This is a genomic window from Microcoleus sp. Z1_A1 (assembly GCF_036700305.1).
GTDB lineage: Bacteria > Cyanobacteriota > Cyanobacteriia > Cyanobacteriales > Microcoleaceae > Microcoleus.
Window position 1 is genome coordinate 1 of record NZ_JAUBOR010000063.1, and the last position, 25,122, is coordinate 25,122.

At 47.3% G+C, this 25,122-nt stretch carries 22 protein-coding genes; 6 read left to right on the forward strand and 16 right to left on the reverse strand.

The window, feature by feature from the left end:
- Positions 1-215: 215 nt before the first annotated feature.
- From QT973_RS24740 to QT973_RS24765, 6 genes are all read right to left on the reverse strand, one after another.
- Entirely contained in the window at positions 216-992 is a 777-nt protein-coding gene (locus tag QT973_RS24740) for a DUF6816 family protein (protein ID WP_333392427.1), read from the reverse strand.
- Between the two features lie 253 nt (positions 993-1,245).
- Entirely contained in the window at positions 1,246-1,650 is a 405-nt protein-coding gene (locus QT973_RS24745; RefSeq protein WP_333057403.1) for a ChuX/HutX family heme-like substrate-binding protein, read from the reverse strand.
- Between the two features lie 123 nt (positions 1,651-1,773).
- Positions 1,774-2,727 (reverse strand): PhoH family protein, encoded by a 954-nt coding sequence (locus QT973_RS24750; protein WP_333157196.1) that lies wholly within the window; start codon positions 2,725-2,727, stop codon positions 1,774-1,776.
- 374 nt (positions 2,728-3,101) lie between these two features.
- Positions 3,102-3,605: a KH domain-containing protein gene (locus tag QT973_RS24755; protein ID WP_333057401.1), complete on the reverse strand. Its 504-nt coding sequence runs from the start codon at positions 3,603-3,605 to the stop codon at positions 3,102-3,104.
- The gene (gene rpsP, locus QT973_RS24760) at positions 3,577-3,861 is read right to left on the reverse strand and encodes a 30S ribosomal protein S16 (protein WP_006633724.1); all 285 of its coding nucleotides are present in this window, start codon (positions 3,859-3,861) and stop codon (positions 3,577-3,579) included. The genes QT973_RS24755 and rpsP overlap by 29 nt, the downstream gene beginning before the upstream one ends.
- Positions 3,862-3,942: 81 nt before the next feature.
- Positions 3,943-5,277, reverse strand: coding sequence for a D-alanyl-D-alanine carboxypeptidase (locus tag QT973_RS24765; protein ID WP_333211471.1), 1,335 nt, complete (start codon positions 5,275-5,277; stop codon positions 3,943-3,945).
- Positions 5,278-5,636: 359 nt separating this feature from the next.
- Between QT973_RS24765 and plsX the strand changes: the two genes are divergently transcribed.
- The 3 genes from plsX (at position 5,637) to fabD (ending at position 9,294) form a co-directional block, all read left to right on the forward strand.
- A complete protein-coding gene (plsX, locus tag QT973_RS24770; RefSeq protein ID WP_333375286.1) occupies positions 5,637-6,686 on the forward strand; it encodes a phosphate acyltransferase PlsX in 1,050 nt (349 codons plus the stop codon).
- A gap of 163 nt (positions 6,687-6,849) precedes the next feature.
- Positions 6,850-7,851, forward strand: a complete 1,002-nt coding sequence (locus QT973_RS24775) for a beta-ketoacyl-ACP synthase III (RefSeq protein ID WP_333392429.1) — start codon at positions 6,850-6,852, stop codon at positions 7,849-7,851.
- 561 nt (positions 7,852-8,412) lie between these two features.
- Positions 8,413-9,294: an ACP S-malonyltransferase gene (fabD, locus tag QT973_RS24780; RefSeq protein WP_333057395.1), complete on the forward strand. Its 882-nt coding sequence runs from the start codon at positions 8,413-8,415 to the stop codon at positions 9,292-9,294.
- A gap of 603 nt (positions 9,295-9,897) precedes the next feature.
- Here fabD and QT973_RS24785 read toward each other — a convergent pair.
- Positions 9,898-10,104 carry a transposase gene (locus QT973_RS24785; protein ID WP_445243118.1) on the reverse strand — a complete coding sequence of 69 codons (207 nt, stop codon included), beginning with the start codon at positions 10,102-10,104 and terminating at the stop codon, positions 9,898-9,900.
- Positions 10,105-10,473: 369 nt separating this feature from the next.
- On the opposite strand from QT973_RS24785, the gene QT973_RS24790 reads away from it, so the two are divergent.
- Positions 10,474-11,418 (forward strand): phosphate ABC transporter substrate-binding protein, encoded by a 945-nt coding sequence (locus QT973_RS24790; protein WP_333057394.1) that lies wholly within the window; start codon positions 10,474-10,476, stop codon positions 11,416-11,418.
- On the opposite strand, the gene QT973_RS24795 is transcribed toward QT973_RS24790, so the two are convergent.
- Complete coding sequence (locus tag QT973_RS24795) at positions 11,399-11,539, reverse strand: hypothetical protein (RefSeq protein WP_333057392.1); 141 nt, start codon at positions 11,537-11,539, stop codon at positions 11,399-11,401. The two genes, QT973_RS24790 and QT973_RS24795, sit on opposite strands and share 20 nt — an antisense overlap.
- A gap of 134 nt (positions 11,540-11,673) precedes the next feature.
- Here QT973_RS24795 and QT973_RS24800 point away from each other — a divergent pair, with 134 nt between their 5' ends.
- The gene (locus QT973_RS24800; protein ID WP_333039474.1) at positions 11,674-12,312 is read left to right on the forward strand and encodes a lysophospholipid acyltransferase family protein; all 639 of its coding nucleotides are present in this window, start codon (positions 11,674-11,676) and stop codon (positions 12,310-12,312) included.
- Positions 12,313-12,421: 109 nt separating this feature from the next.
- Here the strand turns inward: QT973_RS24800 and QT973_RS24805 are convergent, their stop codons facing one another.
- The 8 genes from QT973_RS24805 to QT973_RS24840 form a co-directional block, all read right to left on the reverse strand.
- On the reverse strand, positions 12,422-12,961 hold the full coding sequence (locus QT973_RS24805; RefSeq protein ID WP_333057391.1) for a GAF domain-containing protein: 540 nt from the start codon (positions 12,959-12,961) through the stop codon (positions 12,422-12,424).
- Positions 12,962-13,141: 180 nt separating this feature from the next.
- Positions 13,142-13,732 (reverse strand): YdcF family protein, encoded by a 591-nt coding sequence (locus tag QT973_RS24810; RefSeq protein ID WP_333057390.1) that lies wholly within the window; start codon positions 13,730-13,732, stop codon positions 13,142-13,144.
- A 717-nt stretch (positions 13,733-14,449) separates the two neighbouring features.
- Positions 14,450-15,286 (reverse strand): GUN4 domain-containing protein, encoded by an 837-nt coding sequence (locus QT973_RS24815; protein ID WP_333057389.1) that lies wholly within the window; start codon positions 15,284-15,286, stop codon positions 14,450-14,452.
- Positions 15,287-15,436: 150 nt separating this feature from the next.
- On the reverse strand, positions 15,437-16,579 hold the full coding sequence (locus QT973_RS24820) for a hybrid sensor histidine kinase/response regulator (protein ID WP_333057388.1): 1,143 nt from the start codon (positions 16,577-16,579) through the stop codon (positions 15,437-15,439).
- Positions 16,580-16,730: 151 nt separating this feature from the next.
- Complete coding sequence (locus tag QT973_RS24825; protein ID WP_333233911.1) at positions 16,731-19,415, reverse strand: GAF domain-containing protein; 2,685 nt, start codon at positions 19,413-19,415, stop codon at positions 16,731-16,733.
- A gap of 582 nt (positions 19,416-19,997) precedes the next feature.
- The gene (locus QT973_RS24830) at positions 19,998-21,131 is read right to left on the reverse strand and encodes a glycosyltransferase (protein ID WP_333211462.1); all 1,134 of its coding nucleotides are present in this window, start codon (positions 21,129-21,131) and stop codon (positions 19,998-20,000) included.
- Positions 21,132-21,814: 683 nt separating this feature from the next.
- Positions 21,815-22,963: an NAD-dependent epimerase/dehydratase family protein gene (locus tag QT973_RS24835; RefSeq protein WP_333057384.1), complete on the reverse strand. Its 1,149-nt coding sequence runs from the start codon at positions 22,961-22,963 to the stop codon at positions 21,815-21,817.
- 111 nt (positions 22,964-23,074) lie between these two features.
- Positions 23,075-23,665, reverse strand: coding sequence for a chromophore lyase CpcT/CpeT (locus QT973_RS24840; RefSeq protein ID WP_333057383.1), 591 nt, complete (start codon positions 23,663-23,665; stop codon positions 23,075-23,077).
- Positions 23,666-24,088: 423 nt separating this feature from the next.
- On the opposite strand from QT973_RS24840, the gene QT973_RS24845 reads away from it, so the two are divergent.
- Positions 24,089-25,078: a transposase gene (locus tag QT973_RS24845; RefSeq protein ID WP_333392432.1), complete on the forward strand. Its 990-nt coding sequence runs from the start codon at positions 24,089-24,091 to the stop codon at positions 25,076-25,078.
- The last annotated feature ends 44 nt before the right edge of the window (positions 25,079-25,122 follow it).

The following is a 25,122-nucleotide window of genomic DNA, read 5'->3' on the forward strand; positions in this document are numbered from 1 at the left end:
CGCTTTCGCGCTGCTGTAAGGTTGTTGTCATGGTTTTATGATTGCTGTATTTGGTTGTCAATGTTCGGATGATGTTTCTATTATTAACGGTCTTGTTAACGTTTGTAAAGGGGTTTAGCGACAGTTAAACTGATGAGGGTCATCAGGAAAGCTGATGAAAGGAGAGACAGGGGCGAAAAAAGTCGATCGCTAGACCGATCGAGATGACAGCTTAATTATGCGCGCACCAACTCCAACCGATATCGGTACAAAGCCACAGGATGCCCCCCAGCAGCAAAATAATCCGGGTCTTGCGGCGACAAATAAATCGCTGTCACCTGATCGGCCTCAATTCTTTTACTCGCAGAATCGCCATTTTTCCCGCCTCCAACAACTCGATAAGCCGTTGTTGTTTCCACCTCGTTTAAATAAATATCAGACTCTCCCCGAAAAATCTGCTGAGAAATCTCTGTAGACACAAACTCGCGAGGATTCGGCGTCTCAGTTCCCCGACTGGTAACAATCGAAATTAATTGGCGTTCCCCTTTCAAAACAGTAATTTGGCGGTTGGGATTGGTCGGATCGACTTTCACAGAAAGTACGCCACGATCGCCTAAATAAGCCTTAGCAATATTCAAACCGTTAAAAGTGCGATCGGCTACAATCTTTTGATCCTTTTTAAATGTATAATTAGAAATTAACCCAAGATTTTTTTCAGGTTGAAATCGCACTTTAAATAATACTGGATGCTGCAAATACTGGCGGTTGCTTTCAAACCCAGGCGTGACAATATTTGGCGCTAAAGGAGCGGCTAAATCTACCAAAGTGCTAGCAACACTCCAATTCCCCGCCATCCAGTCGGGATATACCAAATCTCCCTTAGCTACAGCGATAGAAGGCTTGCTTTCCCAATTGGGAAAACTTGATATGCGATCGCCCAAAACCCCTGCCCTCGCACCACCACCCCACAGCAACACCAGCAAAACCAAACAAAAACTCCAAAATACCTTCATACCTAATTACATTCAAAAAACTAACCTTCTGTCTCTCTTTCTCTTCTTTATCTCTTCTCTGCGTTCTCTGCGCCCTCTGCGGTTCATTAATTCACAAATTAGACAACAAACGACTTAAACATCATATTTTCTACCATTCTTAGAAACACGCATCCTGCCTGTTGCACAAAAATAAATGTTCGGCTTGTGGGAGTAGAGGGTGGGCATCCTACCCGCCCCCAATATGCAATTCAAAGGTGGAAAAACCTATCTTTTAAAGAGCCTCAACAGGTGCCGGTTCCCAAACCTCCCCGTATTTTTCCTTCAACTCGTGCCAATTTTCCACCTGTCCTGGTTCGTATTCCCCCGGCTTTCCCCACTGCAAAAACGCGCTCAAAGCAGCCTCATTTTGTTCGTCCAGAAAACGGATTGCATAAGTAGTGAAATTGCCTCTTTTTGCCTCACCAGTTTCAAACTTCACCTGTTTTATTTTGTCCATATTTAGGTGAAACTCAAATATTTCGGCGTGCATATTGGCATACTTTCCCTTCGGCAACTCCGCATAAAACAGCTTGTGAATTGAACCGCGCACTTCCAGCACAGCCGCGCTGCTAGTCACGATTAAACGCAGCGTGCCCAATTGTTCGCAAGCTTCCAAGAATTCTTTCAGATTAGGCATAATTTAATTGGGGAATTGGGTATTGGGAATTGGGCATTGGGCCGAAGAGCCTTGGGCATTGATTATTGGTAATTAAAAACAACAATAACTAACAACCAACAACTACTGACTAATGACTAATGACTATGTTTCGTGCAGTTCGTAAGCAGCGACAATCCGCTGCACTAGCGGGTGTCGCACCACATCCGCCTGAGAGAATTCGCAGAAAGCAATGCCCTCAACGTTGCGTAGAATGTTTTGGGCGACTGACAATCCCGACTGTTGGTTTGGCGGCAAATCTGTTTGAGTGATATCCCCCGTTACTACCATTCTCGATCGAAAGCCCAGACGAGTCAACACCATTTTCATCTGAGCCGGCGTCGTATTTTGAGCTTCGTCCAAAATTACGAAAGCATTGCTGAGAGTGCGCCCCCGCATATAAGCTAAAGGAGCTACTTCGATCAAGCCTCTTTCCATTAAATCGGCCATTTTTTCAGGGTCGATCATTTCTTGCAGGGCGTCGTAAAGCGGGCGCAAATATGGATCGACTTTTTGCTGCAAATCTCCGGGCAAAAACCCTAATTTTTCGCCAGCTTCCACGGCTGGCCTGGTTAAAATCAGCCGTTCGTACTGCTTGCTCAACAGCGCTTGCACGGCGAAAATAGCTGCTAGAAATGTTTTGCCAGTACCAGCGGGGCCAATGCAAAATGTCAGGTCGTGCGTGCGTACTGCTTGGACGTATTGCCGCTGCTTGAAGGTTTTGGCTCTAATTTCTTCGCCGCGGCGGGTTCTGGCGAGAACGTCTCGCTGCAAGTCTTGTAAATCGCCTTGGCGGTTGGTATCCAAAGCTTGGCGCGCCGTCTGGATTTCAACTCCGGTAATATTTTTGCCGGATTTCCAATAGTCGGAGAGCGATCGCACTAATTTATGACACAATTCTACTTGACTTTTTGTGCCAGAAATCAGCAGTTCTTGCCCTCGCATTACCAGGGTAGCACCGGTTTGCTTAGAGATCATTTTCAGGTTTTCTTCTTGATTACCGGCCAGCGACATTGCACTTTGGGTGCTCGGTAACTCTATTGTTAGTTTTTCATTCATGCCAACATAATCTCCTCCAAATAAGCAATTAAAAGTTAACAACTAAACGTTCAACCAGTCACTATTTGCGAACAAAAAGACGCCCCTTACTAGATTTTACCTAGTATCTAAGGCGTCTTTTAGATTTAGCTCCCAAATGAGTTTGGTGCTTGAGGCACAAATCAAATCTCCCTTCTATTAAGTCAGGCAATTTTAGATTTTAGATTTGAAATTTTAGATTTTAGATGAACCTGATGCCGCTGACATTTGAAATTTAAAATTTTACATTTGTTTCCGATCGCAAAACCGGCAATTTCCAACCAAACGGGGCTTGTAATACAAACTCTACAACAGGCAATCTAAAATCTAAAATTCTTTCTGGGTTCTGCAGTTAGTTAATAACCGGGAGTATTTCTGCTCGTTCTAAACGTAGGTGTGTTAGTACGGCGAGGTTGTTCTCTCGGAGTTCTGCTAGCCAAGGGACTCGGCGACGGAGGTGGCGTCCGGGGTCGGAAGTCGCCTCGCGGCTCCCGCGAGCCACGATCTGGGCGGTCGCGATCTGGGCGATCGCGATCCGGGCGATCCCGATCGCCCCTAGGCGGGCCAGATCCACGATCGCCCGCTTCGCCATCGTATATATCTAAGTAGAGGGACTGACCAGCCGTCTGCGCCACCGCTTCGAGCGTAGTTCTAATCGCCTGAATATTGCGTCCGCCCCTACCGTAAACCCGGCCTTTGTCGGGATCTTCAAAAGCCAGCCTAACCCAGACCCGCGATTGGCGCGGGTGCAGTTCGCAATCAACCCGCAAAGAGCCGGGGGTCTCTAAAAAAGGCCCAATTAAAAACTTAACCAGTCCAGCATAGTTGGGACTAGCTGACTGTTGCTGTGCTGGATTCAACGTTAGCTCCGGCTCCGACTTGTTCAAATACATGGGCTTTTCTCAGGATGTCACGCACGGTGTCAGTTGGCTGAGCGCCTTCTTGCAGGCGCTTGACAATCGCTGGAACATCCAGCCTGGTTTCGTTATTTCTGGGGTTGTAATAGCCGAGCTCTTCTAGGGGACGGCCGTCGCGGCGAGTAGAACTGTTCATCGCTACAATTCGGTAGCTGGTCTCGCGTTTTTTCCCGTATCTCTTCAATCGCAGTTTGATCATCTTCTTGCACAATAGTCTTGTTCCAATTCTAAGCTATTTTGTCAGTGCTCCTTCCCCGAACCCCAACTCAACCCCTATTTCTTAACCTCCGACCAAAATATCGCTACGATTTGCTGCCCCCAAGGCAGGTCTGGCGCCGTCAATGTGCGGTGTAATTGCTACTGGCAAAATCGATGCAGTTCCCCACTGCTGCACCAATTTTTGCAAAAATATATCTTGCTGTGCTCTCAAAGAGTCCCAATCGGTGCCGCGATTAATAATTGCAAACCAAACTAAACCTCGATCGCGCGTGGGTATGGCTCCCGCCAAAGCAATCACCGTGTCCAAAGTACCAGTTTTCACCACAGCCGATCGCGGAATGTGTCGGTATTCCAAAGTTCCTTTATCGCGCCCGGACACCGGAAACAAGTCAGCAACTGTCAGCCCAGTCGTCTGAAGGTTGCGCGCGATCGCCTGCATCATCCCACAAGCCGCCCTCGGAGACATCTGATTTTCCACTCCCAATCCCGAACCGTTAACTAATTGAAGTTCCTCCTCCGGCACCCCCGCGGCCCAAGTCGCTTGCTGCTGCACTATTTTTGCCCCGCCCAAATCGTCGGCCAGCATCTGAGCTATTTCATTATCGCTGTGGACGTTCATCTGCTTGAGAATTTCGGCTAAAGGAAGCGATCGGCGCTTCAGCAGCAAACGCCCCGAAGTCACAAATTTCTCAGCAATGACGCTGCCGGCAACCGTTACTTGCGGCTTTCTAGTTCCCGGAGCCATCTTAGAATACATTGCCACCACGTCCGCAGGCCAATTACTACCCTCAAGAGCTTGCCGCAGTATCTCCCCCGCCACCAAAGGATCGGACTGATAATTCATGCGGAAATTGCCTGTCACCACCAAATTCCCCGCCACACGATTGATACCCATTTGATTGAGAGCATTGCCCACGGCGATCGCCTCCTCCCACACAAACAGCGGATCGCCCCCGCCGCTGACCACCAAATCCCCCTGCAACACCCCATTCCTAATCGGCCCCGTTCCCCGGAACCGCGTTTCAAACTGATAATCCGGGCCCCAAGTCTCCAGCGACGCTAGAGAAGTCGCAATCTTAGTCAGCGAAGCCCCAGGCATCAGCGTCTTGCCCTGCTGACTTACCAGCGGCATCATTCCCGCTTGCACCCAAATTCCCTGATTGCCCTCAATCAAGTTCTTGTCTTTCAACTCTTTCAAATATTCCCGCACCGTCGCTTCTGCTGGCAAGTCGGGATTTGCCGCATTTATTCGCCCAAAAGCCAAATCTTCGGCCACCACTAACCCGGGTATCCCTCCCCGCCAAGCCAGCACTGACGCAGCATTAGGCGCGGCACTGCCTACTCCAGCCATGTCCAGCCACAGAGACATCATCCCTGAGCTAAATAAATCCAGCATTTTTTACTCCTAAAGTCAATCGATATTAGATTTTAGATTTGAGATTAAAGAATTGAAGAAAGCGCTCCCACTGATAAATCCGGGGGCAAGTGATGAGGATGGGGAGCTTTTTTTTCGCTCCACGGATGAATCCGGGGTTTCCGGACTAAAGTGCTTGCGGTCATGTAAACTATTTCATTGATTTTTTCAATTTGCAGTCAAAAATAGTAAAGTAGTGACAAAACAAGTTCTATCAGAGTAGTCGGAAATGAGAATTGTCCGATCGCCGTACCGAGCGGATTTTAGTTCTTTATTCAGACTTGTGGATTCACGCTCCTGACTTCCTGGTAGAATTTTTAGTGTTTCTCAAACATTGGTCAATGGGATCGACACGCGCAAGAATTGCAATAGACGCTATGGGTGGGGATCATGCCCCCGCCGAAGTTGTAGCGGGAGCGCTTAAGGCACAAGAAGAATTAGGCGTAGAGATTTTGCTGGTGGGCGACCCGCAGCAAATAGAAGACTCGCTCCGGCAACAAGACGCGATCGGCCGCGTCTCTACAGGTCAGCTAGAAATCGTTCCTTCTGAAGGAGCGGTGGAAATGCACGAAGAACCTTTGAGTGCCCTCAAACGCAAGCCCAACGCTTCGATTAACGTAGCGATGAACTTGGTAAAGCAGCAGCAAGCTGATGCTGTGGTGTCCGCCGGTCACTCCGGCGCGGCAATGGCTGCTGCCCTGCTCAGGTTGGGCCGGCTCCCCGGCATCGATCGCCCTGCGATCGGTGCGGTTTTGCCCACAATGGTACCGGGCAGCTCTGTACTTATTCTCGATGTCGGCGCTAATGTGGACTGCCGCCCCAAATTTTTGGAGCAGTTCGCTCTTATGGGAACTATTTACAGCCAGTTCGTGCTGGGCGTCGCCGAACCTAAAATCGGCCTGCTCAACATTGGCGAAGAACCTTCTAAAGGCAACGACGCCGCGGTGCGAACCCACCAGTTATTGGTGGACAACCCGAACATTCCTTTTGTGGGCAATGCCGAAGGCCGCGACGTGCTGTCGGGGAAATTCGACGTGATTGTCTGCGACGGGTTTGTCGGCAACGTGTTGTTGAAGTTTGCCGAAGCGGTGGGCGAAGTCGTGGTGCAAGTGCTGAAGGAAGAATTAGTCAAAGGACTCCAACATCAAATTAACGATCCTCTGCTGCAAAAAAGCTTGCAAGGATTTAAGCAGCGGGTAGACCACGTTGAACACGGCGGCGGTTTGCTGTTGGGCGTTGCTGGAGTTTGCATTATCAGCCACGGTTCGTCTCAAGCTGGCTCGATTTTTAATGCCATTCGTTTGGCGAAGGAGGCTATTGATAACCAAGTGCTGGAGCGAATTCGATCGTCCAATCAGCAAAGCGCTCTGGAACAAGAAGCTGTGAATTAGAGGCAGTAAGTAGGAATTAAAAATTAAAAATGTAAAATTAAAAATGTCAGCTTAAACCAACTGTTTTGCTTAAAAAAAGTAATTTCAGCAGTTTAAAAAATAATTTTAATTGGTAGTTTTTAATTTTTAATTTCTAGATCGAACAGCGAGTAAATGGAGAGGAATGTTGCAGCAATCAGGGTTCGGCATTGCCGTCACGGGTAGCGGTTCTTGTACACCGCAGGTTTCGCTGGATAATAACGGTTTGAGTCAGATAGTAGAAACTTCTGACGAGTGGATTGGCGCGCGGACGGGCATTCGAGCGCGCAGGCTGGCGGACAATCGCACTTCTTTGTGCGATTTAGCGTCCGAGGCATCGCTTCAGGCGATCGCCATGGCAGAAATTTCGCCGACAGATATCGATTTAATTATTTTGGCAACTTCCAGTCCTGACGATTTGTTTGGCACTGCCAGTAAAATTCAATATCAGTTGGGCGCGACAAAAGCTGTGGCTTTTGATTTGACAGCAGCTTGTTCGGGCTTTGTTTTTGGTTTAGTGACAGCCTCGCAGTTCATTCGCACAGGGGTGTATCAAAATGTTTTGCTAATCGGAGCAGATATTTTGTCTCGCTGGGTGAATTGGTCGGATCGGGGTACTTGCATTCTATTTGGAGACGGTGCAGGTGCGGTGGTATTACAAGCTTCAGAAGTCGATCGCTTTTTGGGATTTGAAATTCGCAGCGACGGCACACAAAATTCGTCTCTCAATTTGGCTTACAAAGCCGAGTCAAAAGAATTAATTGAGGGCGTCAGCGTCGGAGTTGGCGGATTTGAACCCATCACAATGAATGGTCAAGAAATCTATCGCTTTGCCGTGAGAAAAGTGCCGGAAGTCATAGAAAAAGCTATGTTTCGGGCAAATGTCAACGTCGCCGAAATTGACTGGCTGTTGTTGCACCAAGCCAATCAGCGGATTCTCGATGCAGTTGCCCAAAGGCTAAAGATTCCCCCCGAAAAAGTAATCAGCAATTTGGCAAATTACGGCAATACCTCAGCAGCTTCAATTCCCCTTGCCTTAGACGAAGCCGTGCGTCTGGGTAAAGTTAAAGCGGGCGATACTATTGCTGCTGCTGGTTTCGGGGCAGGTTTGACTTGGGGGGCTGCGATTTTTAAATGGGGAAGGTAAAGCGATTTTCGATTTTCGATTGGCGATTTTCGATTGGGGAATCATGGTAATACCATTTTTGATTTTCGATTGGCGATTTTAGATTTTAGATGGGGAATTACTGAGGAACTATGGGTTTGGAGCTGGTAAAGCAGTTTCATTCTTTTTGGGAACTGGTATAATGTTTGGCGGCTTTAAACTTTGGCTAATGATTGTGGGGAGTGCGACCGTTGCATAATACAAATCCTTTAACAAGCCATACATAGGGCAAGGGGCGCAGCCGTACTCCATCGGGACAGGAGTTCTTGACAAGCCCGCCCTGAGATTGAAAATCCTCTATTCTTCGATCGACTTTCCCCGGCTTGAAGGTTAAAAATTTTGTTACGGCTATTAATTAAATTAAAGTAGCAAAAAAAATATAAACCTGGTTAAAATCGCAATTATATGTTATAGTTGTGAGTCGCGAGTAGATAGTTCGTTAACCGAAAGATAGCGGATACCAGCGAGCGAAGTTAGAAGCGGGAAAGAAAGAATTTTTGCAATCACCAATTAGCAACCACCAATTAGCAGATTACCGGAAAAATGACTAAAACAGCATGGGTATTTCCCGGACAAGGTTCCCAGGCGATCGGGATGGGTGCAGACTTATTAAACTTGCCAACAGCCAAAGCCAAATTTGAGCTCGCTAAAGAAATTTTAGGCTGGTCTGTCCCGGAAGTTTGCCAAAAAGAAGAAGCAAAACTATCTCGGACGCTCTACACTCAGCCTTGCTTGTTCGTAGTAGAAAGTATTTTGGCCGACTTAGTGCGAGAAAAAAGCGATCGACCAGCGGTAGTTGCCGGTCACAGTTTAGGAGAATACGTTGCCCTCTACGCAGCAGGCGTCTTTGACTTTGAAACCGGATTGCGCTTAGTCAAACGCCGCGCCGAACTCATGGACACTGCCTCCGGCGGTCAAATGGTGGCTTTGATCGGGTTCGACAGGCAGGAACTAGAACTGCAAATTCAATACAGCCGAGACGTAGTGCTGGCAAACGACAACAGCGAAGCACAAGTCGTGATTTCTGGAACGCCCGCAGCAGTAGAAGATTTGCTTGCCAAAATCAAAGTCAAACGCGCCGTTAAATTGAATGTTTCCGGTGCATTTCACTCTCCCCTGATGGCCGGAGTGGCAGCAGAGTTTCAACTAGCCTTAAAGTCTGCAAGGTTTTCCGATGCTAAAATGCTGGTGCTCTCGAACTCAGAACCGTCAGCCACTACCAGCGCAGCCACTTTAAAGCAGCGGTTGACTCAGCAGATGACCAAAGGCGTGCGCTGGCGAGAAATTTCCATGCAATTGCCCCAACAAGGAATCGATCGCGTAGTAGAAATTGGCCCCGGCAAAGTTCTCACAGGTTTGATCAAACGGACTTGTCCCGATTTAGCGCTGGTAAATGTGAGCAGTTTTGCAGATTTGCCCGCTTAATCTATTTTTAGCTAAACAGACGGGAATCCCCACACTATACCGAGCGAAGGTTAGTGTGGGATGAAAGGCGCGCAAGACTCCTGATTGCACCCGTTCATAACCTCAAAGCTATGCTTGCGATCTCATTTCCGGTAACACTCATACATGATGTTGACGGTTGACGGTTGACGGTTGACAGTCAACGCCGTCAACCGTCAACCGTCAAAGCCGTGAACTCGAATTTACTATTCCGATGCTAACGGATTTGATATGAGGTTATGAACGGGTGGATGACGACATCAAAGCACAAGAAGTCTCTTTATTCAGCAGGTCTATCTTGCTCATTAATGTATTTTTTCAATTGTTCAACAGTCACGCCACCACATGATATAATTTCCCGTAACACTCATACATGATATTGACTGTTGACCACGAATTTCAAAGGTGGTACCCGCCACGTGATTTATCCGTGGAATCAATCCCAAATCGCAAATCGAAAATCCTCAAGCCCCCCGCATTTATCTCGCGCAAGTCAATTCTTTAATCTAAAATCTAAAATCTAAAATCGATTGACGGTTGACAGTCAACGCCGTGAACAGTGAACTCGAATTTACTATTCCGATGCTAAAGGATTTGATATGAAGCGATGAAATAGCCATTTGTCCATAACACATCCTTCCAATAAAATTGGTTGATTTCAGGAGCGAAATATGTTCTCAAGTACCGACTAGACAAGGTTTTTAAATTGTTAATCAATTTACTTGGTTCGGTCTGTGCAGTGTACTGTAACAACAAATGAACACGATCGCTTTCCCCATTGAATTCTACCAGCCTTCCCTGTCATTTTTCCATCAAATCCCTAAATATCGCCTCAAGTCTTGTCAGCATTGGGTCTGGAAGCTTACAAAACCGATATGCAAAATATGAAAGATATGGCCGAGATTAACGAAGCCCTCTGAGCCATATCCAAAGTCAACAACGACCTCAGTATCGATTCAGCTCGATCGCAATTTGAGCAAGCCAAAAACGCCGTCCACGGCCGCAACCTCAAACAGCAAGCTTTAGCAGAAATATCTGAGAACCCCCAAGAAAGACTTCAGGCAGAATTAGAAAATATGACCTTAGACGATGAAGTTAATCGCAGGCTACAAATGTTAGACGACTCCAACAACAAAGAACTTCCCAGCTAAGGACAATTTTATGGCTAAGAGCGGGCCTCCCCCCATAGTTTTTATCCTGTTATTTCTCTTGCTAGCCGGTGGCGGCTGGTTCTTTTTTCTCAACAAACCAGCGTCGCAAGATGTTAGTAACAATCCCCCCACTCCCACACCCGCAGGCGATGTCGTCCCACTTCCCGTCGCGCCAGTAGTCGGCGGTGCTTCTTCGCCTGTTGCAGCTAGTTCCTTTGCACTTCCAGCTTCTGTTCCTGCGGGTACGACTGTCAGGATTCAAGGTTCTACCAGTATGGTGACAATCAACCTCAATCTTAAGAATGGCTTTCAAGCCAAGTTTCCTGGCACTAGAGTTGATTCCAAAGCTAACGGTTCTGCAAAGGGAATTCAAGATTTGGTGGCAGGAACAGCCGATATTGCTGCGGTATCGCAGCCTTTGACGGCTCAACAACAAGGTCAGGGTTTGGCAGCGGTGCCTGTTGCCCTAGATACGATCGCCCTTGTAGTCGGCATTAACAACCCCTTCAAAGGAGGTTTAACCTCGGCTCAAGTTCAAGATATTTTTAAGGGAAATACTCAAGACTGGTCGAAAGTCGGCGGCCCGGCGGGCCCGATGAAAGTAATTAACAGACCCGCAGTTAGTGGCACTCACCAAACGTTTAAAGAACAAGTGCTCGGAGGTGGCGAGTTTGGCACGACGGCAAATATTACCACGCTCGATCGAGATGCGACAACTCCTCTGCTGCAAGCTTTAGGCAATAACGGTATTGGCTATGCGACTTTCGCTCAAGTAGCCAATCAGAGAACAGTGCGCGTTGTTCCCGTCAACGGTGCGACGCCGGATGCGGGTAACTATCCTTACAAGCGGCAGTTATACTACGCCTACAAAAATCCTCCTAGCCAAACAGTTAAGGATTTCTTGGGCTACGCGACTGCTTCGGAAGGACAAAAAGCTATGCTGGCCGGAAATTGAGCCTTTGCAAAGAATTCGCCAGAATAAATTCGGGCGCTACAGAAGCTTGCAAAGCGGTTTCAACCGCCAAACCATCTAACAGCACGACACGCATAAACACGGATACAGTGATGATAGTCAACTTAGCCAATTAGCTAAACAGTCCGATCGCTCGACCTATCCGTGTATCCGTGTCAAAATCCGTGTAGTGCTACTTTTTTGATTGCTGAACTGATAGGCTAATATTCGATGTAATTTAAAATTTAAGGTTTTTCTGTGAGCAAAAGTCGCGAACCAGTCGAAAGTTTACTTCTCTACTATTTATTCAAATGGTCAATTGTCAGCCCGATGCTGCACCTTTACTTTCGGGGCCGCATCTACGGTGCAGAAAATGTTCCGACAGAAGGGCCTGTGGTAGTAGTCAGCAATCACGCCAGCGATTTTGACCCGCCGATTTTGTCTAATTGCATGAGGCGACCGGTCGCATTTATGGCAAAGGAAGAGTTATTTAAAGTTCCTATTTTGAAGCAGGCAATTACGCTTTACGGTGCTTATCCAGTCAAGCGGGAAAGTGCCGATCGCAGTGCAATTCGCTCGGCGATCAACTCTTTGGAAAATGGCTGGGCGACGGGTGTATTTTTGCAGGGAACTCGCACGCCAGACGGCAGAATTACTGAACCGAAATTAGGTGCGGCGCTGATAGCTGCTAAGGCAAAAGCGCCGCTCTTACCTGTTAGTTTGTGGGGAACTCACGCGATTTCGTCGAAAGGTTCGGCAGTGCCGCGTCCGGTGCCGCTGACGGTGCGAATTGGCAAGCTAATTGAAGCGCCCGGTTCCTCGGATCGCGAGGAGTTGCAAGCGCTGACTCAAAGATGTGCGATCGAGATCAATGCGATGCACGATTTGGGGCGCTGATTTGCTTGGAGGATGTTTTGTATAACTTACGAAGAAAGCTGGTTTGATAGATAAAAAACATCGTTACAGGTTTGTAGTGAGAACGAAGACTCCTCGTTACAAACCTATTTTATTGCGATTGTACGATGCCTCTGACATAAGCAACAGCTAAGGGGGAAATTTTTTCTGTAACTGCTGCGATAACTTGGCGATCGAAGTCAGTCCAAACTCTGGGGCGATCGAACATACAAGGCTGCAAAACCCCCCACAATAAGCCGTCAGCACAAAGGTGAGCGTGGATCAAAGCTCGATGTCCGAACTCTTTGGCTTCAAAATCTTTGTTGACAACTTCAGGATTCGCTGTTTCAACATCCTCAACAAAAATCGACGGTTCAGTTCGCAAAGCTGCTGCAAACAAAGGGTCTTCTTCCCCTAAAGATTCGGGTTCTTTTTTCCATTCCGCGTCGCCAATCTCAGGAAAGTTCGAGTTACGACGCCAGCAGTAAGGTACTCTGCCTCTTTGCGTTTCAGGATTGCGGAGGTAGAGAAAGACCCGATCGCAATTTAACACCTCGCCTAAAGCCGGCACCAAAGCGGAAAAAACAGCATCCGGCGTTTTGCTGTCACTCAAAATTTGCTCCAGAACTTGCGGCAGAATTTGGTCGGTCATTAACTTTAGCTTGTGAATTTCATCTATTAATTTTAAACTACTCCTTCTCTTCTCTTCTCTTCTCTTCTTTTACGCATTTGTCATCAGTGTCTTCGCGTTTCGTTAAATCGCTAGAGGAGACAAGTTTTAAAACCAGAGGGAATGGAAAAAATTTAAAACTTGCTCAATGCTTTCCTTTGTTTATTCCATTCTGGCTGGGCTGAAGTTAGCACCCGTATAACCGGTTGTCAGCCAAAGAATAGCCCTAGCGCCGTCGCGAACAGCTTTTTGCATCGGTTCGGGGGTTCGCCCAGACGGAACTGCCACAGGCTTAAAGGTAATGCCTCGACTACCGAGTACGATTTCGCCGATAATCTGAGCTCGCCGCATATGATCGTCAGAAGTGATCAGATACACGCTCTCAATCCCTCTAGCTTTCAATTCATCTACCAGGGTGGTAAAATTTGTTACCGTATCCACCGCTCTGTAGTCTAAGTGCAGGCGATCGGACTCAATTCCCGCTTCTGAAAATACCCATTCCGCGAACTCAGGATTGCTCCCAGACGACACCCAAATCGGCAATTCAGGGTGATCCTGAGCAAATTTGGCGGCAAACACCTCTCGCTCAGTAGCCCCACCTAGAACTAACAAAGCTTGGGGTCTCTGAAATTCGCTCTTAACCTGCTGATAGCCCAACCAACACGCCATCAAAAGTCCTACTAGGAACCAAAAACTGCGTGAAGTGTTCAAACGCTTGTAACGCTGCGTGTTTGAATTGATTCTTAACCACATCTAAACCTATAAAAATTTTATGTAACTGACAAAGGAACCATAACAAAAAATACCGCACCTATAGCCCACTAACAGGAATTAAAAATTAAAAATTAAAAAAGGGTCGGCGGATCATAGGATTTTAGATTTTAGATTTTAGATTTTAGATTTTAGATTTTAGATTTTAGATTGACTCTACGCTTGTGGTGCGGCTTCAATGGGGGATTTTAGATTTTAGCTTTCAGATTTTATACCAATCGCCTTGGCGGTTGGTATAAAATCTGGGAGCCAATTCCTTAGCGGATATGCAAAAAAGAGGGGCAAAACTTAAGCTTTCCCCTCCTGCTGTTAATTTTTCTTGATTTTTAACGGGACTGGCCGGGTTCGAACCGGCGACCTAGCGCTTCAGATTTGTGTGAGTTTCCCCACTCTCTGGACTATACCTTCACCATATGCTTGCAGCTTTTAGGTGGTGACCGTCTAGTCTCTAAACCTTCCTGATTTCCATATAGGCGATTGTTTAATCGCCCTGAACTCAGGCTTGGCTTGGTATTGCCTTAGAGTCATAGGAACCCATAAACTCTTTAGGTTTCACCAAATTTGACCACATTCACTCCTAGAGTTTCCTCGCAGGGTGCCCGATTCTTCAGGAGGCGCTTGCTCTATCCATCTGAGCCACAGCCCCAGTTGCTAAACCGTTTTGATTATAGCAGTTAATGTCGATTTTGATTTTTTTTTTCATGATTGCCGATCGCCAGTTGCGAGTTTCGCAGCGATGCGGGCCAAGTTTTCTGCTGCGGTGAGTTTACCAGCACCGTAACAGGCGCGCTGTCTCCATGCGGTGACAGGGAGATGTCCGGGGGGAGCATCTTCGTTGAAGGAGAGCTCGCTGTAATATTTCCAATTTTCCTTGACTCGCCAGCCGACTCGATCGCAAAATTCAGTATAGTTAGCCCCGGTACTTTCCCAAATCTGCTGCTGCACGCTCAACCCGAACCGCCCGCTGCTGTATTGTTGCCAAAGTCGGTCGATCGTGCGAAGGTCTGTAGGAGGAAAACTGTCAATATCGGCTGCACTCAGCCAACCTTCGTCTTCCCTGACAGCGATTTGCAGCAAGATTTCCCAAGTGTGTTCATCAGCTTTGCGCCATTTTCCAGTTTCTAATAGCTTTGTCAGTTGGCGGTAGTCCATCCCCACTTCCGAGATAGCCGCAGTTGACTCAGGTATGGCGCCGATTTTGTCTTCTAGTCGCAGTAGAGTGCTGACAATCAATTCGGGGTTTAGTTGTTCTAGGCGGTACAGAACCCATTCTAACTGAGATTGAATGTGTGTGCGGGCGATCGCACCTTGCTGCACTTCCCCCTGCAACTCATCAAATTTAGCTAACCAATTTTGTTGATTGCGGGCCAATTCCCACATTTGTTTTGCCCACTGCAATCTAACTTGTTCTTTTTTTAAATAAGTTTTGGAAGGCTTAGCACGTTGCGGGTAGGGAGTCAAATCCCAGCCGCAAATCGAGCAAAACTCTGCTTTTTCTTCTATGTATTCAGCACCGCACACTGGACAGTTAGACATATTGCCATCAATTCGGTTGCCAAGTAATTATATGACATCTGGTAAATTAACCATAATTCGATTAGGTACGCACTTCGCACCCTACAATTACAGTTTATCTGTAGTAATGTGCGCTTTTCGCACCCCAAAGTTAGAGTTAATTATACCGCTCTAACAAGGCAAGCGAATAGTAAACAAACTGCCTTTGCCCAACTCGGATTTTACCTCGATCGTGCCGCGGTGAGCTTCGACTATTTGGCGGCAGAGGTGTAGTCCCAAACCTGTACTGGACTTCTTATGAGTTCCCGAGCTAAACCTTTCAAATAACTTTGCTTGTTCGGTGGGAGAAATGCCGGCACCGGTGTCTTTGATGTCTATAATTACCCATGCCAGCGGTTGGTTTTTGAAGCTAGTATAAGCAGGGGAATTAGCAGCTTTTAAGCTGACATCTATTGAGCCGTTGTCGGTGAATTTAATTGCATTTCCGATTAAATTTGTCAGCAAACGGTGTAGCTCCAGACGATCGCCCGGATACTTCGCAATCGGTGCACTTTCTGCACTTTCTGTCAAGTCTAAATTTACCGACAAACCTTTAGCATCCGCTAGGGGAGCTAGTTCTTCAGCTACCTCAGTAATAAGCTGGCGCAAGTCCACGGCCGCGAAACTTAGGGATTTGCGGCCTGCTTCGTACCGATATACTTCCAGCAACATATTTACCATCGCGATCAGGTTTTTGTTGCTGCGAACCATCGTCCCGAAAGCGTCGCGCATGGGAAGGGAAATTTCTCCCAAAGCTCCCTGCTGCATTAAAGTTAGCATTCGATCGGCTGCTACCAGGGGTGTTCGCAAGTCGTGAGCCAGTCGGGAGACAAAATCTTCGCGCTGGAGGGCGATCGAATTGCGCTCGTCTACGCTGTGTTTTAGCCGCAGGAGCGATCGAACCCTCGCCAGCAGTTCGTCCATTTCGACTGGTTTGCGGATGAAATCGTCTGCTCCCATGTCCAATCCCTGCACTACGCTGGCACTGTCGTGAGCAGTGATCAGCAAAATCGGCATAAAGGGCAATTCCTTATTTTCTCGGATTCGTTTAGTGACTTCGTAACCATCCATTCCCGGCATCATCACGTCTAGCAGTACCAAATCCGGGGGTGACTTGTCAATTTGACTCAAGGCCGAAAAGCCGTTTTCTGCCGTGCTAATTTCGTAACCTTCTTCTTCCAGGATTGTCTGCACCAACAAAACATTATCTGGTGCGTCATCTACAACCAGAATCCGATCGGCTTTTGTGGCATTGGGAACAGATAAATAACTCATTTAATTGCTAGCCTGGAAATATTTTTTCAACTTTAATATGGTATCCAACCTATGATTTCACATTTTTACACTTGTTAACTCTGTCATAAGGAATATCTCACAACTTTATCAAATCTTTTTACTTTTTATCAGTCGGATGTAATATAATCTACTACTTAGTTGTCATCGTATGCACACCGTCCCAATCATCGGGCGGGGGTACTTCCAAATAGCTCAGGGATCGGTCGAGGTGAACTTCCACAGGTCGATCGCTGGGTCGCATTGCTAAAGCCGCTTCAAAATAACTAATAGCTTTCTGAAAATTTCTAGCAATATAAGCATCCCTACCGTTACTATAAAGTTCCAAAAACCGAACGGTTTCCCCATCAATGGGTTCAGAACTATTTTGCAGCAACTCGTAAATACCAACTGGTTGATTTTTGCCCTTAACCCGCACCTTGTCTAACTCTCGCACCCAAATTCCTTCGCGACACAAACTGTATGTAAATTCGCTCAAAATTATATCGCATCCGTACTCCTTTGTAAGCTGTTCCAATCGCGAACTCAAATTCACCGCATCCCCAATTACCGTGTAATCCATGCGCTTTTGGGAACCAATATTTCCCGAAACCACCTCTCCGGAACTAATTCCAATTCCGAAGCGAAATGGATCTTCGCCGGGGCGAGAATCATTAAACTCTTTCAAACGCCGGCGCATATCTAAAGCCGACTGCACCGCCATCCAACCGTGGCTTTCCGGGGGATTCAGCGGCAGGGGCGCGCCGAACACGGCCATTAAAGCATCGCCGATAAACTTGTCTAAAGTGCCTTCGTAGTGGAAAACGGCCTCCACCATCGTCTCAAAATATTCGTTCAGCAGGGATACCACATCGGAGGCTCCCAAATTTTCGGTCAGCGTGGTGTAGCCGCGAATGTCGGAAAATAAAATAGTCACTTCTTTGCGTTCGCCCACCATCAGGGCGCCTTCACCCAAGGCCATCACTTTATCTACGACTCCAGGAGTCAGATAGCGGTACATCGTATTTTTCATCCGCTTTTCGCGGCTGATGTCTTCGAGTACCACTAAACCGCCGCGCACGCCGCCCTCTGGATTGATCAGCGGGTTGACAGTCAAATTCAAACTACGTTCAATTAGTTTAATTCGAGAGGCGGGGATGGGTAGCGGACAATAAGGGTGATACAGGGCAGAATTTCGCAGCGCAAATAGAGATTGGGCATTAGCTAATTCTGCCAGCGCTACTTCCTCAGTCCACGCGCGGTTTTCTCCCCAAGCGTAATATAAATTAGGGTCAGTGCGATCGGGTACGGCCAGAATATAACTTTCTTCTTGTTCTTCTTCTTGTTCTTCTTCTTGTTCTTCTTCTTGTTCTTTTTGGGAATTTAACGTTTTTTCCACCAACAGTCCCACCGTTAAACTTTGTTCGGGAACGTAATGTCGGGCAGCATTTTTGAGACTGTCTTCTAGTCGAAATTGCAAATTGTCGATCGGCACAACTTCCCAAACATAGCGATTCACCAGTTTATCTTCCCAAATTTGGGGATTGTGTTTGCTTTTAGCTTGATTTACCGGACAGCCCAACAATTCTAGGGCTGCTTCGTTGATAGTTACAACTCGCCCCTGTAAATCGGTGGAAATTACTGCATCTGAAAGACTTTGCAGCATATCTTTTTGATACTGCTTTTCCACCATCACGTTTTGAAACAGTTGAGAATTTTGCAGCGCCATTCCCGCTTGGGAATTAAACGCTCGCAAAAACTCTTCGTCGGAAGGGGTGAAACTACCTTGGTTCTTATTAATTAGCTGAGTTACCCCGATGAGCTCACCTTTAGCGTTATGCACCGGCATACACAAGACAGTCCGAGTGCGGTATCCCGTTTGCTGGTCTGTAGAGGGGTCAAAGCGGGGATCGTCGTAAGCATCTGTAATATTTAGAGGTTGACCCGTAGAAGCCACGTAGCCAGCAATTCCCCTATTCGCAGGAATACGGATTTCCATCATTGTTTTGCCGTCGGCCTTGGCGACTTTTGTCCAAAGTTCGTTGGTTTCCCGATTTAACAAAAATAGCGTGCTGCGATCGGCCTGCATCAAGTCGCGAGCTTGATCCATGACAGAGCGCAAAGTTGTTTCCAAGTCAAGACTTTGACCCAAAGTAGTGGTGGCTCTCAACAGTGCGGCAACCCCTCGCTGGTTGCGGGCGACGACGTAGAAAGACTGACAGCTTTCGAGAATAATCCCGATCGAATCTGCAAAAGCCTGGAACTGCTGTTCGTCTTCCTCGCTAAAGGGGGCATCTCCAGCTTTATTTAACAGTCTGACCACCGCCACGGGTTCCTGTTGGCTCTTGCTGCTAAAAATCGGCATACAGAGGATGGTCTCGATGTGGTAGCCCGGTGGTTCGTCTACTTCGGTATTAAAATACTCGTGGGATCGAGCTTCGGCGACATTGATCGATTTTCCGGTTGTTGCTACGTAGCCTAAAATGCCTGCATCCATCGGCAATCGCACTTCTACATCTTCGCCCGTAAGTGGATCGACTGTTTTGTGCCACAGTTGATTTTTGTTCGAGTCCACCAAAAAAATTGTTGTCCGGTCTGCTTGCAAAATTTGACCAATTTTCACAGTGAAGGCATCTAAAAGTTGCTCTAAGAGACTTTCGAGTGCTTCATTGTTAATCAGGTCCATCGCCCGGATAAATTGCTGAAATTCAGCCGTGATAAAGTCCAGCAGGCACACTAATTCAGGAACTGGCAAGCTCTTAACACGGGAGGTCAATGCCCCCATAAAATTGACTTGAGTCAGTGTAGCCAGAACGCTACCAGTATTGGAGAATGTCATGATTAACTGCTTGCTCAGAGGGGTAGACTGACCGCAGGTCGATCTGCGCGAGATTCGGCGGCGGTGCAAACTCTTGAATTTGTTTGCAAGCGCATCGGCACTCGCTTGTCGCTTTGATGAATCGTGAGTTCAAAAGTGGCGCACGCAACTTCAGTTTGCTTGTTATGTATGCTCGATCGATCTTTTTTCCAACCTCGATACTGATGAGGGTTCGTCAATTCAAGCTGAACTTGAGTTCGCAAAACAGAAGGCCTGAAAATTAGGTTACAGGCTTTAGTTCGATCGACAGTGCAATGTAGATTTGACGTTCTGTGCTCGGCCCCAGCGCGCGGTGTTACTGTTTTAGCGCACTCGGCGACCGTATCCGGTCAGGTAAAGGGCGCTATGAAAGCAGCGCGCAAGGCATTCCTACAGAGCTTACTCATAGTTTAATGGTAAACGCAACAGCAGGATAGCGACGGTAATTTATGCAGCAAAAAAGTTCGATCGGTCTTTGAAAACATCCCTATTCAATACCAACTGACGATCGAACAGGGAAGCTAAGCTGGCGGTGATGTTTAAAGGTGCTACAGATCCTGACATTTAGGCCGCTCTGGGCACAGACTGGGCAAACACCACTGATTGATAGTAGCGCTGCAGTTGTGCGGCAGCAGCGGCCCAACCCCAGCGTTCAGCTTCTCGGCGAGCGTTGTGGCGCAAGGTTTCCCGTTCTTCGGGATTCGCCAACAGACGCTTGGTGGCGGCGAGTGCTCCTTCTTCGTCGGCGGGGTCAAATAAATATCCGTTAACACCGTCGGTGACGATATCGGGAATTCCGCCGCTGCGCGCCGCCACTACGGGCGTCCCCGCAGCCATTGCTTCTAGGAGCACTAAGCCCAGGGTTTCGGTGCGGGAGGGAAAAATGAAGGCGTCGGCAGATGCGTAAGCTCTTGCGAGTTCTTGCCCCTTGAGGTAGCCGACAAAATTGGTGGGTGTACCGGCAAAATATTGTTCGAGGGTTTGCCGATGCGGGCCGTCTCCCACTAAGGCGAGGCGGGCATCGGGAATCGCTGCGAGGACTGGTTTGATGCGTTCGATTTCTTTTTCTGCACCGAGGCGGCCGACGTACAGCAGCAGGGGGCTGTCTGGGTTATTTGCAGAAAGGCGCGATCGCATTTCTCGACTTGCCAATTCCGGGACAAACATTTCAGTATCTACGCCCCGCTGCCACAAATCTACTCGCTCAATGCCGTGGGTTCTCAATTCTTCCACCATTGCTGTAGAAGTACACAGATTCAATTCTGCTTGGTTGTGAGCACCTTTGAGCAATTCCCACAATAAAGGTTCGAGGACTCCAAAACCGTAATGGTGCAAATATTTCGGCAAATGCGTGTGGTAAGAAGCCAAAATCGGAATGTTGAACTTTTTCCCGTAATATATACCGCCCAATCCCAAAATAGCGGGATTGACAACATGAATAATATCCGGTTTAAACTGCTCTAATTGGCGACCGACAGCCGGAGAAGGAAGTGCCATTTTCAGTTCCGGGTACATCGGCAAAGGCAAGCCCTCCACACCGTAAACTCGGGCGCCTTTGTATTCTTTGATCCCGTAATCTGGAGAAAATATCAGAACTTGTTCGCCCGATCGCTGCAAGTGATCTACAGTGTGAATCAGGCGCGTCACAATGCCGTCTATTTTCGGCAAAAATGTTTCAGTGAACAGAGCAATTTTCATAAAAATAAGTTACTTAGGGAGCCGATAATCATAGCCAGAGGCCAAGGTCATCGGTAACAGGATACACTGTGTCGCGGGGAGTAAGTCATGGCGCGCGATCGGCTGCTTTTCTACACTTCTTCTTTCTGTTGCACTACCGCTAATTCCGAGCGAGAGGTTTTTGGGGTAAGATCCAAATTCCCTGAATGCGAATAGATAAAATTATCCCACCTAAAAGCAATCCCACACCTTTGGCAAAGCAATTAATTCTGTGAATTTCCTGTGCAGTTTTAGCAATTAACATTTCTTTTTCCGCAGCATAAGGCGCTTCGCTAACAGGCGCGGTAATTTTGATAACTCGCGGTTAGTGCAGCCCATTCCGGTATTAAATAATAATAACGAACTGCACTGGCTGAAAATCTCGGCAGAACAACGAAAAGCAACAGAATAATATTGCGAATTTCTACGACATTTTTTTCCAAAAAGCCAGCATTAAAAACCTTATGGATTTTTTTTAATTAACCGCAGAGGACACAGAGGACACAGAGAAAGAGATAAAAAAGATAGATTATCGTAATATACAGCAAACTCCATTCAGAACTTGCGAACCCTTCTCCTCTCTTCCCTTCTTTTCTCTTACTTCGCGCCCTTCGCGCCTTCGCGGTTCGTTAAAAAGCTCTTTCCCCGCAGGTAGAGGTCTGAACTTACTTCCAAGAAACCTTCGGCAAAATCTGGTTTTTATCGACACGGTGCTGATATTTTGTAGCAAAATTCAGCAGAGAATCGAGCAGGGAATCTGAGAGATAGTGCGGTTGCAAACCGAGGTCTAGCAAATTGGTGTTTTTGGCATTGAAATAATGTTCTTCTTTCTCGACTCTGGGATTTTCGATGTTGTTGATTTCTACTTTTAATCCCATTGCCATGCCTGCTTTTTGCACCAAGGAGGCTAAGTCGCCGACGCTGAATTGTTCGGTGAATTGGTTGAAGACGCGGAATTGTCCGGCTTCGGCGGGGTTGGCTAGAGCCAATTCCACGCACCGCACGGTATCCCGAATGTCTAAGAAGCTGCGGGTTTGTCCGCCACTGCCATAAACTGTCAGAGGATGACCGATCGCAGCTTGGATGCAAAATCTGTTCAATGCTGTCCCGAATACTCCGTCGTAGTCCAAACGGTTGATCAACAGTTCGTCCATGCCGGTTTCATCTGTGAGCACGCCGTAGACTACGCCCTGATTTAAGTCGGTGGCTCTTAAACCCCAGATTTTGCAAGCAAAATGGATGTTGTGGGAGTCGTGGACTTTTGACAGGTGGTAGAAACTGCCTGGTTGTTTGGGATAGGGTAGTGTATCCTTGCGACCGTTGTGTTCGATCGTGATGTAGCCTTCTTCAATGTCAATATTCGGCGTGCCGTATTCGCCCATTGTCCCTAATTTCACTAGGTGACAATCGGGGAAGTCTTCGCGGATGGCGTACAGCAGGTTGAGTGTCCCGACGACGTTATTGACTTGGGTGAGGACTGCGTGTTCGCGATCGATCATTGAGAAAGGTGCCGAACGCTGTTCGCCGAAATGGACGATCGCCTCTGGTGCAAATTTTCTCATGCTTTTGCTGAGAAAATCGTAGTTGGTGATGTCACCGACGAACAAGTCGATCGACTTGCCCGTTAAATCTTGCCATCGCTGGAGTCGTTGCTGAATCGGTGCGATGGGAGTGAGGGTGTCGCTGCACAGTTCCAGATCCCAGTGCCGCCTCACGAAGCTGTCGAGGATGCCAACTTCGTAACCTTTGTTAGAAAGGTAGAGTGCGGTTGCCCAACCGCAATAGCCATCGCCACCAATAACCAGGACTTTCATAAATCAACGGTGAATCTTGCTTGCCAATACTGGGTTAATGTACCAGGTATTGGTGCATTCTGAACCTTTAATAAGCGCGTGTTCGCCCAGGAAGGACTCTGTTTTTTTGGATTAACCCGGAATTTCGTCGGCGAAACTGGCCCGGCGGGTGAATTCAAAGGGGCCAGCCTGGGCTCCCCAGACGTGGGCGTCGGTTTCTGGGTCGCGCCCGCGATCGTGGCTAATAAATTTGTCTTGGTCAATCTCGAATTCGCTGTCTAGATAGGTTTTTTTGCCCTTTCTGACCACCATGCAGCCTTTTCCGGGTTCGACAGACCCTTTGAAGCTGTTGCCCGTCCACTGCGTAATAAAGGTGCAGCCAGGAAGTAGAGTCAGTTGTTCTTTTTTGATTTCTTGCAGCCGTTGCGGGTCGCGGGCCGCGCCGTAGAATTGTTCTTCGTTTTCTATGGCATAATTTTCGATGTCGATTCGATCGCCCACTGGGACTAATTTCAAAACTCGGACTCGGTACGGTACGTGCAGTTCAATATCGTAGGCTTGTTCTAGGTACAAGCTGATCCCATCCAGAACTTCGATCGGCAAAGGCCTCATGCAGACGCGGATGTGGGCGAAGAATGGCGGGTTTTCAAAGGCTTGGGCTTGGTTGCTGAAGTCGGCGGCCATCCAGCGGGCGAGGGTGACGATATCGGTGGAATGAGACATATCGATTTTCGATTTTAGATTTTAGATTTTGGATTGAGGGAGTAGAAGTTATTTTAGGGGATAGCGGGCGATCGGCTATTACTCTCAAGATATTGTTGATAAGCTGCCCTCACTCCTCCAAACAACTTGATCGAAATAAGTCTTGGAGCGTCCAACCCCTCTTCTGGGCTAGTTCTCGAATCCGCAGTCTCACGTATCTGATCGCCCTTATCGAAAAACTGGGTCTAAAGCCCCGTCCTTCTAGGACGGCTTTTCCTCTTTAAGTTTATCAATCCAGCCCTCTATAAGTTGGGTCATTGTTTTTTCTTTCTGTTTGGCAATTCTCCGCAACTTCTCTAGCCGACTCACGGCAATGCGAATACTTAATCTTTCTCTGGTCATTTGGCTACCCAATTGCTACCCTATTATGTGATCATGGTAAGCATGAAAGCAAGATATCAGTACCGTTTCTATCCAACAAGCCAACAGCAGCAGAGCTTAGCTCAGTTGTTCGGTTGCGTTCGTGTTGTTTATAACGATGCTCTTGCAATCTGCAAACAATCTCAAAAGAAGCCTAAATCGGCCCAACTCCAAAAGATTGTTATCACTCAGGCAAAAAAGACTCAGCAAAGAGCTTGGCTTAGTGAAGTGTCGGCAATTCCTTTGCAGCAGTCGGTAGCTGATTTAGAGGCAGCCTTCAAGAATTTTTTCGATTCCTGTAAAGGTAAGAGAAAGGGGCAAAAAGTTGGCTACCCTAAATTCAAAAAACGCACCTCTAGTCAGTCAGCTAGACTAACTCGCGGTGGGTTTTCAGTCAAGGGGCAGGGTGTTTATTTAGCAAAGATGGGTATTGTCAAGCCGATTTGGTCTAGAGAGCTACCGTCAGAGCCTAGCTCAGTTACGATAATTAAAGACTGCGCTAACCGCTATTTTTTGAGCTTTGTAGTAGAAGTAGAACCCGTTCAACTCGACGCCAAAAACCAAAGTGTCGGGATTGACTTGGGTATTAAAACTTTTGCTGTGATGAGCAACGGTGAAAAAGCTGTAAGCCCCTGCTATAAAGCGGTAGACCGCAAGGTTCGCCAACTTCAGCGTAAGTTAGCGCGTCAACAGAAAGACTCTAAACGAAGAAGAAAAACCCGTATTCAAATTGCCAAACAGCACAACAAGATTGCTGATACTCGCAAAGATTTCTTGCACAAACTATCAACCAAAGTAGTTAGCGAAAACCAAACTATCGTTTTGGAAGAGTTGAATGTATCAGGAATGGTTAAAAACCGTAAACTGTCTAGAGCAATTAGCCAGCAAGGTTGGAGAGAGTTTAGGGTCTTAGTTGAGGCAAAGTCGGAAAAGTATGGACGTGAGTTCGTAATTATTAGTCGATGGGAACCTACAAGCCAAACTTGCGTGCGATTCGTTCAGTCGAAACCGTGAAAACGGGGGATAACTGGCTTCTATGGGGTAATCCTTAAAAGGAT

Bases quoted from the DNA above. Each gene is read 5' to 3' on its own strand.
- QT973_RS24740 (WP_333392427.1), bottom strand. From the start codon at position 992: ATGAAGGTATTTTGGAGTTTTTGTTTGGTTTTGCTGGTGTTGCTGTGG.
- QT973_RS24815 (WP_333057389.1), bottom strand. From the start codon at position 15,286: ATGTCTAACTGTCCAGTGTGCGGTGCTGAATACATAGAAGAAAAAGCA.
- QT973_RS24810 (WP_333057390.1), bottom strand. From the start codon at position 13,732: ATGTGGTTAAGAATCAATTCAAACACGCAGCGTTACAAGCGTTTGAAC.
- QT973_RS24745 (WP_333057403.1), bottom strand. From the start codon at position 1,650: ATGCCTAATCTGAAAGAATTCTTGGAAGCTTGCGAACAATTGGGCACG.
- QT973_RS24840 (WP_333057383.1), bottom strand. From the start codon at position 23,665: ATGTCTCATTCCACCGATATCGTCACCCTCGCCCGCTGGATGGCCGCC.
- QT973_RS24775 (WP_333392429.1), top strand. From the start codon at position 6,850: ATGTTGCAGCAATCAGGGTTCGGCATTGCCGTCACGGGTAGCGGTTCT.
- QT973_RS24805 (WP_333057391.1), bottom strand. From the start codon at position 12,961: ATGACCGACCAAATTCTGCCGCAAGTTCTGGAGCAAATTTTGAGTGAC.
- QT973_RS24820 (WP_333057388.1), bottom strand. From the start codon at position 16,579: ATGAGTTATTTATCTGTTCCCAATGCCACAAAAGCCGATCGGATTCTG.
- plsX (WP_333375286.1), top strand. From the start codon at position 5,637: ATGGGATCGACACGCGCAAGAATTGCAATAGACGCTATGGGTGGGGAT.
- QT973_RS24750 (WP_333157196.1), bottom strand. From the start codon at position 2,727: ATGAATGAAAAACTAACAATAGAGTTACCGAGCACCCAAAGTGCAATG.
- rpsP (WP_006633724.1), bottom strand. From the start codon at position 3,861: ATGATCAAACTGCGATTGAAGAGATACGGGAAAAAACGCGAGACCAGC.
- QT973_RS24765 (WP_333211471.1), bottom strand. From the start codon at position 5,277: ATGCTGGATTTATTTAGCTCAGGGATGATGTCTCTGTGGCTGGACATG.
- QT973_RS24825 (WP_333233911.1), bottom strand. From the start codon at position 19,415: ATGACATTCTCCAATACTGGTAGCGTTCTGGCTACACTGACTCAAGTC.
- fabD (WP_333057395.1), top strand. From the start codon at position 8,413: ATGACTAAAACAGCATGGGTATTTCCCGGACAAGGTTCCCAGGCGATC.
- QT973_RS24830 (WP_333211462.1), bottom strand. From the start codon at position 21,131: ATGAAAATTGCTCTGTTCACTGAAACATTTTTGCCGAAAATAGACGGC.
- QT973_RS24835 (WP_333057384.1), bottom strand. From the start codon at position 22,963: ATGAAAGTCCTGGTTATTGGTGGCGATGGCTATTGCGGTTGGGCAACC.
- QT973_RS24845 (WP_333392432.1), top strand. From the start codon at position 24,089: ATGAAAGCAAGATATCAGTACCGTTTCTATCCAACAAGCCAACAGCAG.
- QT973_RS24790 (WP_333057394.1), top strand. From the start codon at position 10,474: ATGGCTAAGAGCGGGCCTCCCCCCATAGTTTTTATCCTGTTATTTCTC.